At 68.6% G+C, this 12634-nt stretch carries 14 protein-coding genes; 5 read left to right on the top strand and 9 right to left on the bottom strand.

The window, feature by feature from the left end; all coding sequences use genetic code 11:
- Positions 1 to 15: 15 nt before the first annotated feature.
- Positions 16 to 2214, top strand: coding sequence for a catalase/peroxidase HPI (katG, locus tag ACYVN4_RS24490; protein ID WP_460724327.1), 2199 nt, complete (start codon positions 16 to 18; stop codon positions 2212 to 2214).
- A 141-nt stretch (positions 2215 to 2355) separates the two neighbouring features.
- On the opposite strand, the gene ACYVN4_RS24485 is transcribed toward katG, so the two are convergent.
- From ACYVN4_RS24485 to ACYVN4_RS24455, 7 genes are all read right to left on the bottom strand, one after another.
- On the bottom strand, positions 2356 to 2865 hold the full coding sequence (locus ACYVN4_RS24485) for a hypothetical protein (protein WP_460724326.1): 510 nt from the start codon (positions 2863 to 2865) through the stop codon (positions 2356 to 2358).
- 37 nt (positions 2866 to 2902) lie between these two features.
- Positions 2903 to 3121 carry a ferredoxin gene (locus ACYVN4_RS24480; protein ID WP_460724325.1) on the bottom strand — a complete coding sequence of 73 codons (219 nt, stop codon included), beginning with the start codon at positions 3119 to 3121 and terminating at the stop codon, positions 2903 to 2905.
- On the bottom strand, positions 3118 to 4374 hold the full coding sequence (locus ACYVN4_RS24475; RefSeq protein WP_460724324.1) for an NADH-ubiquinone oxidoreductase-F iron-sulfur binding region domain-containing protein: 1257 nt from the start codon (positions 4372 to 4374) through the stop codon (positions 3118 to 3120). The genes ACYVN4_RS24480 and ACYVN4_RS24475 overlap by 4 nt, the downstream gene beginning before the upstream one ends.
- Positions 4371 to 4940: a ferric reductase-like transmembrane domain-containing protein gene (locus ACYVN4_RS24470; RefSeq protein ID WP_460724673.1), complete on the bottom strand. Its 570-nt coding sequence runs from the start codon at positions 4938 to 4940 to the stop codon at positions 4371 to 4373. The genes ACYVN4_RS24475 and ACYVN4_RS24470 overlap by 4 nt, the downstream gene beginning before the upstream one ends.
- Positions 4940 to 5923, bottom strand: coding sequence for an FAD:protein FMN transferase (locus tag ACYVN4_RS24465; RefSeq protein WP_460724323.1), 984 nt, complete (start codon positions 5921 to 5923; stop codon positions 4940 to 4942). Before ACYVN4_RS24465 ends, ACYVN4_RS24470 begins: the two co-directional genes overlap by 1 nt.
- An 8-nt stretch (positions 5924 to 5931) precedes the next feature.
- Complete coding sequence (locus ACYVN4_RS24460) at positions 5932 to 6192, bottom strand: hypothetical protein (protein ID WP_460724322.1); 261 nt, start codon at positions 6190 to 6192, stop codon at positions 5932 to 5934.
- Between the two features lie 151 nt (positions 6193 to 6343).
- Positions 6344 to 8365: a heavy metal translocating P-type ATPase gene (locus tag ACYVN4_RS24455; protein WP_460724321.1), complete on the bottom strand. Its 2022-nt coding sequence runs from the start codon at positions 8363 to 8365 to the stop codon at positions 6344 to 6346.
- A 109-nt stretch (positions 8366 to 8474) separates the two neighbouring features.
- Between ACYVN4_RS24455 and ACYVN4_RS24450 the strand changes: the two genes are divergently transcribed.
- Positions 8475 to 9326 carry an alpha/beta fold hydrolase gene (locus ACYVN4_RS24450; protein WP_460724320.1) on the top strand — a complete coding sequence of 284 codons (852 nt, stop codon included), beginning with the start codon at positions 8475 to 8477 and terminating at the stop codon, positions 9324 to 9326.
- 85 nt (positions 9327 to 9411) lie between these two features.
- Positions 9412 to 9831: a hypothetical protein gene (locus ACYVN4_RS24445; protein ID WP_460724319.1), complete on the top strand. Its 420-nt coding sequence runs from the start codon at positions 9412 to 9414 to the stop codon at positions 9829 to 9831.
- On the opposite strand, the gene ACYVN4_RS24440 is transcribed toward ACYVN4_RS24445, so the two are convergent.
- Entirely contained in the window at positions 9804 to 10550 is a 747-nt protein-coding gene (locus tag ACYVN4_RS24440; RefSeq protein WP_460724318.1) for an SCO6745 family protein, read from the bottom strand. The genes ACYVN4_RS24445 and ACYVN4_RS24440 overlap by 28 nt on opposite strands.
- Positions 10551 to 10810: 260 nt before the next feature.
- Between ACYVN4_RS24440 and ACYVN4_RS24435 the strand changes: the two genes are divergently transcribed.
- Together ACYVN4_RS24435 and ACYVN4_RS24430 are read left to right on the top strand one after the other, a co-directional pair.
- Positions 10811 to 11521, top strand: a complete 711-nt coding sequence (locus ACYVN4_RS24435; RefSeq protein ID WP_460724317.1) for a metal-dependent hydrolase — start codon at positions 10811 to 10813, stop codon at positions 11519 to 11521.
- A 40-nt stretch (positions 11522 to 11561) separates the two neighbouring features.
- A complete protein-coding gene (locus ACYVN4_RS24430; protein WP_460724316.1) occupies positions 11562 to 12056 on the top strand; it encodes a phosphoribosyltransferase in 495 nt (164 codons plus the stop codon).
- 81 nt (positions 12057 to 12137) lie between these two features.
- Here ACYVN4_RS24430 and ACYVN4_RS24425 read toward each other — a convergent pair whose 3' ends face one another.
- The gene (locus tag ACYVN4_RS24425; protein WP_460724315.1) at positions 12138 to 12629 is read right to left on the bottom strand and encodes a peptidylprolyl isomerase; all 492 of its coding nucleotides are present in this window, start codon (positions 12627 to 12629) and stop codon (positions 12138 to 12140) included.
- Between the last annotated feature and the right edge of the window lie 5 nt (positions 12630 to 12634).

Below are 12634 nucleotides of genomic sequence, written 5' to 3'. Positions count from 1 at the left end.
GAAGGACGACATACCGTGTCCGAAGCGCACATCGACGCCCCCGCCGAGACCGGCGGCTGCCCCGTCGCCCACGGCCGCCAGACCGATCCGGCCGAGGGCGGTAGCGCCAACCGTCAGTGGTGGCCCAACCAGCTCAACCTGAAGATCCTGCAGAAGAACCCGGCCGTCGCCAACCCCATGGACGAGGGCTACGACTACCGCGCCGAGTTCCGCAACCTGGACCTGGCCGCGGTGAAGGCCGACATCGTCGAGGTCATGCACTCCTCGCAGGACTGGTGGCCCGCCGACTTCGGTCACTACGGCCCGTTCTTCATCCGCATGTCCTGGCACGCCGCGGGTACCTACCGCGTGCAGGACGGCCGCGGTGGCGCCGGCGCCGGTATGCAGCGTTTCGCGCCGCTGAACTCCTGGCCCGACAACGCGTCGCTGGACAAGGCGCGTCGTCTGCTGTGGCCGGTGAAGAAGAAGTACGGCAAGCAGCTGTCCTGGGCCGACCTGATCGTGTACGCCGGTAACGTCGCCCTCGAGGACATGGGCTTCGAGACCTTCGGCTTCGCCGGTGGCCGCGTGGACCAGTGGGAGCCCGAAGAGGACGTGTACTGGGGCCCGGAGACCGAATGGCTCGGCGACGCCCGCTACACCGGCAAGCGCGACCTCGAGAACCCCCTCGCGGCGGTCCAGATGGGTCTGATCTACGTCAACCCCGAAGGCCCCAACGCCAACCCGGACCCGCAGCTGGCCGCGGTCGACATTCGTGAGACCTTCGCGCGCATGGCCATGAACGACGAGGAGACCGCCGCGCTGATCGTCGGCGGCCACACCTTCGGCAAGACCCACGGCGCCGGCCCGGCCGACAATGTCGGTGCCGAGCCCGAAGCCGCCCCGCTCGAGGAGCAGGGCCTGGGCTGGAGCTCGACCTACGGCACCGGCGTCGGCAAGGACGCCATCACCTCCGGCCTCGAGGTCACCTGGACCCCCACCCCCACCAAGTGGGACAACAGCTTCCTGGAGACCCTCTACGGCTACGAGTGGGAACTGTCCAAGTCCCCCGCGGGCGCGCACCAGTGGGTCGCCAAGAACGCCGAGGCGATCATCCCCGACGCCTTCGACGGCCCGGCCAAGCTGCCGACCATGCTCACCACCGACCTGTCGATGCGCATCGACCCGGTCTACGAGCAGATCACCCGCCGCTGGCTCGAGCACCCCGAAGAGCTCTCCGCGGCCTTCGCCAAGGCCTGGTACAAGCTCACCCACCGTGACATGGGCCCCAAGGTCCGCTACCTCGGTGCCGAAGTGCCTGCCGAGACCCTGCTGTGGCAGGACCCGATCCCGGCCGTGGATCACGCGCTGATCTCCGACGCCGACGCGAAGGCTCTCAAGGCCAAGATCGTCGAGTCGGGTCTGAGTGTCGCGCAGCTGGTTTCGACCGCGTGGGCGGCCGCGTCGTCCTACCGTGGCTCGGACATGCGCGGTGGCGTCAACGGTGGCCGTATCCGCCTGCAGCCGCAGGCCGGCTGGGAGGTCAACCAGCCCGACGAGCTCGCCCAGGTCATCCGGGTGCTCGAGGGCATCCAGGCGGGCTTCGGCAAGCCGGTGTCCTTCGCCGACCTGGTGGTGCTGGCCGGTAACGCCGGTGTCGAGCAGGCCGCCAAGGCCGCCGGTGTCGACATCGAGGTCCCCTTCCAGGCGGGCCGCGCGGATGCCACCCAGGAGCAGACCGACGTGGAGTCCTTCTCCGCGCTCGAGCCCGCCGCCGACGGCTTCCGTAACTGGGTCGGCAAGGGCACCCGCATCCCCGCGGAGTACCTGCTCATCGACAAGGCCAACCTGCTGACCCTGTCCGCGCCGGAGATGACCGTCCTCATCGGTGGTCTGCGTGTGCTGGGCGCCAACCACGGCGGCTCGCAGCTGGGTGTGCTGACCGACAAGCCGGGCGTGCTGAGCACCGACTTCTTCGTCAACCTGCTCGACATGTCCACCAAGTGGGGCCCGGCCACCGCCGACGACGGCACCTACGAGGGCAAGGACCGCGCCACCGGCAAGACCGTGTGGACCGCCTCGCGCGTGGACCTGGCCATCGGCTCCAACTCGCAGCTGCGGGCGCTGGCCGAGGTGTACGCCGAGGACGACTCCAAGGAGAAGTTCGTGCGCGACTTCGTCGCCGCCTGGACCAAGGTCATGGAGCTCGACCGCTTCGACCTCACCGGCGCGTAGTCACTGCGTGCGGGCGATGCCTCCGGACCCGTGCGGTCCGGGGGCATCGCCCGTTTCCGGCGGGCAGCAGATCGAACGACCGGCGGCCGAGTCAACGTTGCGGCAGAGCAATTCGACTGTGCGGCAACGCGCTTGGGGCGGCTACTCCCCTGCGTGGACCTCGACACGACCGTGATAACGCCGGTCGATATCGCTGCCGTCGTGGTTGTAGGCATTCATGATGTCGGTGACCTCGGCCAGCAGCTCCCGCAACGCCTCGGACTCGCTGTAACCATCAGGCCAGCCCCACGCGCGCGGCACCCGATCCACCACGACCCGGATCCCGGCATCGAAAGGCGTGTCCACCAGATAGCTCACCTGCGACGGCGCGTCACGAACAGCGTTGCGGGTGACGAGTTCTCCCGGCACGGCGGCCTCGGCGAACACACGCGCCAGGGCGAGGTCTTCGCGGATCATCTCCGCGATCCGTGACAGGCTCGCGTGCCGCCCGGGCCGGTCGTGGCGCGCCCCGTAACTGCGGTCCCCCACCACCGGGCGGGCGGCGCCGACAATCCGGTCGAGCATGCGCTGCGCGGCCGCCCGTTCCGCAGCCCCCGTGCGCGGATGCTCGATCAGGTTGCGCAACCGCTGGATTCGGGTCGAAGCCGCCATGATCTGCCCCCTGTGTCCGACGTGGAGTTCACCCCGATCATGCCAGCGGCAACAGCTTCAAAGCCAGGCGCGGGCACAACCGCACCGCCTCGCGCGCTGTGGGTAACTCCGCGGGGCTCGGCACCGGGTCGCGATGGTCACGGGTGAGCGGGTATCCCCAGTCGTCGCGGGCGATGAGGTCGGGCAGCAGTTCCGCGCACACACCGCGGCCGTCGCAGCGGGTCCAATCGATGTGCAGGCGTTGCGGAGTGCTCATTGCCTGGCTCCCGTGCGGGCCAGCGGAATCTGTGCGACGCAGCCGCCGCGACGGTGACGGGCGATGTCGTCGGCGAACACGGCCAGCGCCGACCGGGCCAGGCGCGCGGTCCCGTCCGGGTGATGGCAGGCGCCGCGACCCTCGACCAGTCCGGCGATTCGCGCCAGCTCGGCCGGATCCCCGACGCCCTCGACGAGATCCTCGAATCCGGCCGCCAAACTCGGCAATCCGAACTTGCACGGCCCGCATTGCCCGGCACTCTGCGCGGCCAGATACGCGGTGATGTGGGCGGTGGCCCGTAGCCCGCACTCCCCGTGTGGCAGCACCCGTACGACACCGGCACCCGGCTGGGCGTGCACGTGTGCCAGACCTCGCGACGACAGCCGTGCTCCCGCGACCGCGAGCCCGGAGATCCAGCTGCCGTGCCAGCCGCCGACCAGCACCGCGCGCACTCGCGCCGGATCGGTGCCGCCCGCGCCCGCGATGAGCTCACTCAACCCGATTCCGGTCGGCACTTCGAAGACGCCGCCGATCCTGGTGCCCGACAAGCTGATCAGCACCGTTCCCGGCTCCTCAGTGGCACCGATACTGCGAAACCAGCCGGGTCCGTGGCGGGCGATCAATGCGATCTGCGCGAGCGTCTCGACATTCTGAACCAGCGTCGGGCGGCCGTTAAGTCCCGTCTGCGACAGACTGACCGGTTGATCCGATGGCCGCGGCGCACGCCCGGCGAGGGCGTTCACCACCGCGGACTTCTCCCCCGCGATGAAGGTGTCCGCCGCCGTGACAACTTCGATCGCCGGTTCCCGGTATCCGGCGGCCTGCCGCTCGGCGATCGCCCGGTGCACGGTCTCGAGCGCGGACTGCGGCACGTAGCAGCGGCAGTCCCGGCTACCCACGGCCATAGCGGCCGCGACCAGGCCGTCGAGGACCAGATGCGGTGCGCGCGAGAGCAACACCGCATCCTTGTGGCTGTCCGGTTCACCTTCGGCACCGTTGGCGACGACGACCGGACGCCGCCCCGCCGCGACCGCGGCCAGCTTGCGAGCGACGGGAAACCCGGCTCCTCCGCGTCCCCGCAACCCGGCTGCCGCGACCGCCTCGATCAGACCGGCATGGGTTGCCGTGGAAGGCAATCGGCCGTGGGTCGCCTCGTGAGAAGCGAGCTCCGGGGCCGTAGCGGCCAGCAGGCGCGACACCGCGCGCGGGCCGTACATGGTGTGCGAGCCGTTCATAGCGTGCGGGCCGGTCATCGGGTGACCTGCCCGAGCGCCCCGGAGAATTCGGTGAACCCGCGACTGACCCGCCAGCCCACCGCACACACCACCGCCAGCACGCACGAGGCGGACACCGCCAGCAGCCACGGCCGCCACGCATCCGTCCCCGCACCCAGCACGTGGATCACCGCCACCGGCCACAGCGCATACGTCGCCCAGTGCACGGCCCGGAACACGCGTGGCCCGATGCGCTGGCGCAGTAATCCCGAAACCAATACTGCGACCAGCACATCCAGCGCGATCGACCCGAAGCCCACCCACAACGGTCGATACGTTCCAGCGAAGGGCACCAGGACATCCAGCAGCCGCAACTGCGCCCACGGATCGGCCCACAAACTCACCACGTGCACCGTCACCAGCGCGGTCGCGGTCAGCGCGGCACCTCGGTGGAAGATCGCCATCCCGGCGCGCGGTAGCACCACGACCCGGCCCGAGCGGGCCAGGATCCCGGCCACCACGCTGACCGTCAGCACTACCAGCGCCATCACCCCGCTGCCGCGCCCGAACGCCCACAACGCCTCGTCGAAACCGGCCTGCCCCATCACGATTCGCCCTCCGTGCGCCGCGGCCGATCATCACTGCCGGCCGGCTCGGGCCACCCACACAGGCGCACGATCTCCCTGTCACGGCCCACCAGCCGCGCGGGCAGCCCACCACGGCGCAGACCCGCGAGTCCCTCCCGACCGCGCACGATCGCGGCGGTCGCGGCGACATTGGCGGCGATGCAGGAACCCGCGGCCACCGACACCGTCCGCCACACCGGATCCGCCGCCACACCCGTGCGCGGATCCACGATGTGGTGCACCAGGTTCCCGCCGCGCCACCAGCGCCGCCGCAGCGTACTCGAGGTCGCCAGCGCGGCACCCTCGGGAAGCGTGATCCGGCAGGCGGGTTCCCCGGGCCGATCCTCCACCAGCACCTGCCAGTCCCCTGCGGGAGCCGGTCCGGCCGTGGCGATATCGCCACCCAAGCTCACCAGCACACCGCAACCGAGCCGATCGGCGATCAGGCGGGCACCGTGATCGGCCGCCAGCGCCTTGGCCGTAGCACCCAGATCCAGTGACACGCCCTCCGGCACCGTCAGCGTCCGCCCATCCAAGTCGACGGCCCGCCAATCACTGCGGGCGATCACCGTCGCAGCCACCGACCGATCCCCGGACACGTCTGAGCCTGAACCGGTTTCGCAGAGCGATGCCGGGAGCAGCAGGCTGAAATCGCGGTCGTAGCCCAACCCGATCAGCGCCGCACCGACGGTCGGGTCCACGTCGCCGCCACTGTCGTGAGCCGCGCTCAACGCAGCCCGCACATACTCCGCCAACAAGGCGCTCACCAGCACCGGCTGACCCGCGCGGGCGGTGAGCCTGCGAATCTCCGAATCGGCGCGGAAGCGGCTGCACGCCGCGTCCACCTCACTCAGATACGTGCGCAACATCGAACGGGCAGCAGCCAATCCGGCCGCCTCGGTCACCACTACCCGCGCCGACGTACTCCATACCGGCCATTCCGCGGTAGCGGTCCGTTCCATCGCCGCAATCATGAGCCGCTCGATCGCGCGTGGGTCCGCCCGTGCCCCGGACTCAAGACCGGTGCGGGAGCCGGGGTGGCATTCGCGGCGGTCCCATCGGGAGCGACGGTCGCCGCCGGACCCTCCGAGGGTGTTGCGACGCCGCCGCTTCCACCGCCGTGCACGTCGACGTAGGCGAACGTGGTCGCTGTCAGCGTGCCCACCGCGGTCACCGCCAGCAGCGTCGCGGCCGCGGTCCGCCCCGCCCGCAACCCCGAATATGACGACATGTGCTGATCCTTGTTCGATGCCATGCCGGCGCTGTCCCCGCCGGACTCGAACATCAGCATGCGCACCCCGACTGGGAGCCCGCTGTGAACCACAGTCCCGGATGCTGCGAATACGCCGGGAGCCCCCGACGGCTCCCGGCGTATCGCGCGATCAGGCCGGACGGGCCTCGTGCTCGATCCCCGCATGCTCGCCACCACGGCGGAAACGCAACAACCGCAACGCATTCGCCACCACCAGCAACGTGGAGCCCTCGTGGATGAACACCGCCGGACCGATCGGCAACCCGATCAGCGTCGCCGGCACCAGGCCCGCCACGATGATCAGCGCGACCGCCAGATTCTGGCGAATGATCGTCGCACTGCGCCGGCTCAACGCCACCGCGAACGGCAACCGGCCGATATCGTCGCTCATCAACGCCACATCCGCGGTCTCCAACGCCACCGCCGAACCACCGGCGCCCATCGCGATACCCACCGACGAATTCACCATCGCCGGAGCATCGTTCACCCCGTCACCGACCATCGCGGTACCGCCGCGGGCGTTGAGCCGCCCGATCATCGCGACCTTGTCCTCCGGCAGTAGACCACCGTGCGCGCCATCCAAACCCAGACCGTCGGCGACCGCGTCGGCCACGCGTTGATTGTCCCCGGAGATCACCACCATCTCCGCGACGCCCATCGCCCGTAGCGACGCGATCACCGGAGCGGCCTCCACGCGCGGGGTGTCCATGACCGCGATGACACCCAGATACACGCCGCCGTGTCGCACGATCATGGTGGTGCGGCCCGCCGCGTGCAGACCCTCCACGATCGCGGTGATCTCCGCGGGCACCCCGTCGGTCTCCAGCTCGGCGAACATGGTCAGGTTGCCGATCTCGGTGGCCCGCCCGTCCACCAGCGCGGTCACGCCGCGACCGGTCACCGAATTCACTGCCGTCGCCGTCATTTCCACCCCTGAAGGCACTTCCAGCGCCAGGTCACGGGTGATCGCGGCGGCGAGCGGATGATCACTGAAGGACTCCACCGCGACCGTCACGGACACGAGCTGCTCCCGCAACTCCTCCCGTGTCGCCACCACCTCGGTCACCCGCGGCTGACCCCAGGTCAGCGTCCCGGTCTTGTCGAACGCGATCGATCGCACCCGACCCAGTGACTCCAACGGGCCACCGCCCTTGGCCAGCACCCCCGCCTGCGCGGCCCGCGCCACGCCCGCCAGCACCGCGCTCGGTGTCGCGATCGCCAACGCGCACGGGCTCGCCGCCACCAACACCACCATGCCGCGATAGAAGCTGTCGGCGAACGGTTCCGACAATGCCAGCACCCCGAAGCCGATCACCGTCAGCACGCCCGCGATCACCGCGGGCACGTAGAAGCGCTGGAAGCGGTCGATGAACCGCTGCGTCGGCGACTTCTGCGTATCGGCGTCACGCACCATCGCGATCACCCGCGCCAGCGTGGAATCCTCCGCACGGCTGGTGACCCGCACCTCCAGCGCGCCCGACCCATTGAGCGTGCCCGCGAACACCCGGTGCACCTCCGGCACCCGGGTACCGAGCGTCGCGTCGGGATCCGCGAGCGGCTGCTTGTCGACCGGCATGCTCTCCCCGGTCACCGACGACTCGTCGACAGCACTGACCCCGGCGACCACGACACCGTCGGCGCTCAAGCGCGAATTGGGCAGCACCACAACCGTATCGCCGACGCGCAGCGCGTCCACGTCGATCTCCTCGACCCGGTCCGGGCCGCGGCGCACCATCGCGGTGCGTGGCGCCAGCTCACCGAGCGCGGCGATCGAGCGCTGTGCGCGGCTCATGGCGTACTCCTCGAGCGCGTGCCCGAGGCTGAACAGGAACAACAGCACCGATCCCTCGGCCCACTTGCCGACCGCGGCCGCACCCGCGGCGGCCACCAGCATCAGGAAGTCGACCTCGAAGCGGCCTCGACGGATGGTCTCGATCGCCGAGCGGATGGTGAAGAAGCCTCCCAGCACGTAGGTGGCCAGGAACAGCATGGTCGGCACCCACCCCGGGGTGTCGAGCAGATACTTCGTCGCCATACCGGCGGTGTAGGTGAGGCCGGATCCGATGGCGGCGGCCATTTCCGCGCGCGGACCCAGCAGGCCGTGACCGTGGCCGTCCTGGCTGCTCTTCCGGTTGTTCGCCGTGGTCTCCATAGCGATGAGATTAGCTTAAATACATGCGCATGTCTGCATGTGACTATCTCTTATAGCGCCTACCGGGAGATCCGAGCTCGAAACTGAAACCTGTTCTACTGTGGGTGGCGTGGATGTCACCTACGAGAACACCCGACGCGAAATCGCCACCGACCAAGGCGTCCTGCGCTACCACGAGGCCGGCGACGGCCCTCCCCTGATTCTGCTGCACGGCTCGGGAATCGGCGTGAACGGCTGGCGCAACTTCCGCGGCAACCTCGGCTTCTACGCCGAGCACTTCCACTGCTACGTCCTGGAATTCCCCGGCTTCGGCGTCAGCGACCCCGTCCCCGGCCACCCCGTCCTCACCGCCGTCGACTCCGTCATCCGCTTCATGGACGCCCTCGGCCTCGACTCCGCCGCCATGCTCGGCAACTCCATGGGCGGCGTCGTCGCCGTCAATGTCGCCATCAAGCATCCGCAGCGCGTCGAAAAGCTCATCGCCATCGGCGGCGTCGGACACAGCCTGCTGACCGCCAACCCCAGCGAAGGCACCCGGCTGCTGTCGGAATTCGCCGACAACCCCACCCGCGAGGGCCTCGAACGCTGGCTGCGCTGCATGATCTACGACCCCAAGATGATCACCGACGACCTCGTCGAAGAACGCTGGAACGCCGCCAGCGACCCCGCCGCCCAGGCCAGCCTCAAGGCCATGTACGGCTCCGAAGCCCTAGCGCTGCAACAGCAATTCCTCGAACACTCCCCCACCCCGCCGTACTGGTCGATGCTGCACAAGGTCAAGAGCCCGGTCCTGCTGACCTGGGGCGCCGACGACCGGCAATGCCCCACCGACATGGCCCTGATCCCGCTGCGCCAGATCCCCCTGGCCGAACTGCACGTCTTCCCCAAATGCGGGCACTGGGTCATGTACGAGGCCAAGGAAGCCTTCGAACGCGTAACCCTCGAATTCCTGCACCGCTGAACAGGATTCGCACACCCACCGCGCAGCCCGATCGCACGCCCGCGTTCGGGCTGCGCACACACCCCGCGTATGCGATCCTCGCCGCATGCTCGAACGCGCCGCCACCTCCCCCAATCTCACCGACCGCGGCCGGATCCCCGCGCTGCTGCGCGTGCTCACCGAACTGGTGGGCTGGATCACCCTGCCGTGGGGGCTGTTCCACTACTCGGTGATCTGGTCGATCCTGGCCGTCGTCGTTCTCATCGCCGTCCCCGGCGTCTTCGCCACCCCCGGTGACAAGGACCAGATCATGGTCCCCGTCCACGGCATCGTGACCATCACGTTCATGCTGCTCGAACTCGGCGGCGCGCTCTGGGGCGCGATCCTCGTCCTGCCCGGCTGGGCGGTCGGTATCGTCGCCGTGCTCGCCGCCATCACCGTGGTCACCGAATTGCCGCGCTGGCGCTGGCTGCTCACCGCACCGGCGCGGCCATCGGCTCAGCGGGAACCGAAAACCACGGACTGACAGGCGGTCAGCAACGCGGCCAGCTCCTCGCCCTCCTTGTCGTCGAGCACCGCGAACGCGGGCCCGATCAGATCATCGGTGATCGACTCCGCCTGCATCCAACGGCCTTTCAGCTCCGCCGTGATCTCCGCGTACGGCTCCGGCCAGCCGAAACTGCGCGCATGATCGGTACCCGACTCCAACGGCGAACCCGCGATCAGCACCGCCTGCAACGGCGTCAAACCGCTACCCAGCACACCCACCAGGTGCAGACCACCCCGCAACTCCCGCAGCACATGAATCAACTGCAGCACCAACCCCGGCGCATCCTCCGCCTGCGGCAGCGCCCGCCAACCCCCGAACAACGGCGCACCCACCGGATCCGCCGCGGCAACCACCCGCTGCAACAGCTCCGCCAGCCGCTCCGAGTCCTCGAACCCCGCCAGCTTCCGGCGGCCGAAATCCTGACACACCTTCAGATACCCCAGCGCCGCCACCTCGGCAGGCATGGCCGAGGTGGACTCCCACGCCGCCCGCACCGTCTCCGGCCGGAAGAACCCGAACGCCGAACTCACCACATCCGCGTCCACCTCACCCAGCACCCCACCGCGCCCACGCGTATACCCGGGCAGAAAACCCGGAACCCCGGTGCTGTCGGAGAAGGCTCGCGCTTCCCGGGAGAACATGAATCCCCCACCGATCTGCTGAATCTGGTCCTTCACCGCGGACGCAACCGACATGTCCGTTCCTCTCTGAGCGGAAAGCGCAATCGAATCCGAGACTATTTCAGGGCTTCGACCGGCCGCACGCGGGCACCCGGAAAGCGACATGGAACACATCCAACCCATCGGCGGCACCTGGGCACAGGTGAATACCGTTGTCCCCACAGCATTTTCATCGAACAGCGCCCACGGCCGACGGAATCTGCTGCCGGGCAATACACCTCGGCACACCATTCACTCGTAAAACCGTGTCGGTCCGATCCGCTAACCTCCAAGCGGTGCTAGGACATTCACATGCGACCAGCGGCGCGCTCGCCTGGTCGGCGGCGGCCGCGGCGCTACCGTTCACCGTTTTGACTTATCCCGCAGTGGAATCCGGGGCCATTCGCCCCGTCGATCTGGTGATGGGCACCTTCCTCACCGCGGGAGCCGCGCTACTGCCCGACGCCGACCACCCCAACGGCACCATTTCCCATGTGCTGGGGCCGGTCTCGCATTACGCCTGCAAAGGCATCTCGTGGGCATCCGGCGGACACCGCCACGGCACCCACTCCTTCGCCTTCGTCGCGCTGGTCACCTACGGCACCTGGGCCGGTGAGCACTTCCTCGGCCGGTACTTCACGCTCTCGCTGGTGTTCTTCCTGCTCGCCCTCGCCATCAAGGCCCTCGGGTTCGCGCCGAGCGGCGAAGGACTCAAGTCCTACGGCACCGTCGTGCTGCTGGCCGTCTGCGGCACCTTCGCCATCGACCACTGGATCAGCGACAAACCCCTCTGGCTGCCGTTCTCCGTCGGCCTGGGTGCGCTGGCCCACCTCATCGGCGACTGCCTCACCGACCGCGGCTGCCGCCTTCTGTGGCCGCTGCAGATCCGCACCCGCGTCCCGATCATCGACCGCACCGGCAACAAGGTCGAAACAATGATCCTGGTCCCGATCTTCGCCCTCGGCACCCTCGCCCTGCTCTGGTACACCCTCACCCATCATCCGTAAGATCCGAAGACCCACCGCCGCAGGCAGAACGGAGTCCGGAATGAGCGACCGCGAGGAACTGACCTGGGAGTTGTTCGGTGACGCCAGCCGCGATCTCGCCCAGGAGATCGCCGACGACGGCTTCGAACCCGACCTCATCCTCTCGATCGCCCGCGGCGGACTCTTCGTCGCCGGAGCCCTCGGCTACGCCCTCGACGTCAAAAACCTCCACGTCATGAATGTCGAGTTCTACACCGGCGTCGATCAACGCCTCGCCATGCCGGTCATGCTGCCGCCGGTGCCCAATGCCGTCGACCTCACCGGCGCGACCGTGCTCGTCGCCGACGATGTCGCCGACACCGGCAAGACCCTCAAACTGGTGCGCGACTTCTGTTCCGCACACGTCGCCGAGGTGCGGTGTGCGGTCATCTATCAGAAGCCGCACTCCGAGGTGGACTGCGAATACGTGTGGAAGCGCACCGACCGGTGGATCAACTTCCCCTGGTCGGTGCTGCCGCCCGTGGTCAAGCGCGAGGTCCGCGTCCTCGACGCCTGACCGGCGGAACACCTTCTCCAGCAACGACAACGGCCCGGAACCCCATGGTTCCGGGCCGTTCGTCCGCTACGGAAAAGTGGTTCAGACCAGCTCGGCGGAGAAGATGGTGATGGGCTCGACCGGCACGTCGCCGTGGCCGGCCTTGTTCGCGGTACGCACGGCACCGATCTGGTCCACGACGGCCTCGCCGTCGACGACCTTGCCGAACACCGCGTAACCCCAGCCATCCTGGCCCGGGTAGTTCAGGAACGCATTGTTGCTGGTGTTGATGAAGAACTGCGCGCTGGCCGAATGCGGGGCCGAGGTACGCGCCATCGCGACGGTGTACTTGTCGTTCTTCAGGCCGTTGGCGGCCTCGTTCTCGACCTGGTTCGGGGCCGACTTCTGCTTCATATCGGCGGTCATGCCGCCACCCTGGATCATGAAGTCCGGGATCACCCGGTGGAACACGGTGTCCGCGTAGTGGCCCGCCTTGACGTAGTCGACGAAGTTCGCGACGGTCTTGGGTGCCTTGGCCTCGTCCAGTTCCAGGGTGATGTCCCCGGCGGAGGTCTTCAGGAGCACTTTGGTCATGCGAC

Source organism: Nocardia heshunensis (assembly GCF_054782115.1).
Note: the sequence above shows the minus strand (reverse complement) of the source record. Positions and strands in the feature narration are given on the sequence as shown.

Bases quoted from the DNA above. Each gene is read 5' to 3' on its own strand.
- ACYVN4_RS24465 (WP_460724323.1), bottom strand. From the start codon at position 5,923: ATGGAACGGACCGCTACCGCGGAATGGCCGGTATGGAGTACGTCGGCG.
- ACYVN4_RS24430 (WP_460724316.1), top strand. From the start codon at position 11,562: ATGAGCGACCGCGAGGAACTGACCTGGGAGTTGTTCGGTGACGCCAGC.
- ACYVN4_RS24445 (WP_460724319.1), top strand. From the start codon at position 9,412: ATGCTCGAACGCGCCGCCACCTCCCCCAATCTCACCGACCGCGGCCGG.
- ACYVN4_RS24440 (WP_460724318.1), bottom strand. From the start codon at position 10,550: ATGTCGGTTGCGTCCGCGGTGAAGGACCAGATTCAGCAGATCGGTGGG.
- ACYVN4_RS24480 (WP_460724325.1), bottom strand. From the start codon at position 3,121: ATGAGCACTCCGCAACGCCTGCACATCGATTGGACCCGCTGCGACGGC.
- ACYVN4_RS24460 (WP_460724322.1), bottom strand. From the start codon at position 6,192: ATGTCGTCATATTCGGGGTTGCGGGCGGGGCGGACCGCGGCCGCGACG.
- ACYVN4_RS24425 (WP_460724315.1), bottom strand. From the start codon at position 12,629: ATGACCAAAGTGCTCCTGAAGACCTCCGCCGGGGACATCACCCTGGAA.
- ACYVN4_RS24485 (WP_460724326.1), bottom strand. From the start codon at position 2,865: ATGGCGGCTTCGACCCGAATCCAGCGGTTGCGCAACCTGATCGAGCAT.
- ACYVN4_RS24455 (WP_460724321.1), bottom strand. From the start codon at position 8,365: ATGGAGACCACGGCGAACAACCGGAAGAGCAGCCAGGACGGCCACGGT.
- ACYVN4_RS24475 (WP_460724324.1), bottom strand. From the start codon at position 4,374: ATGACCGGCCCGCACGCTATGAACGGCTCGCACACCATGTACGGCCCG.
- ACYVN4_RS24470 (WP_460724673.1), bottom strand. From the start codon at position 4,940: ATGGGGCAGGCCGGTTTCGACGAGGCGTTGTGGGCGTTCGGGCGCGGC.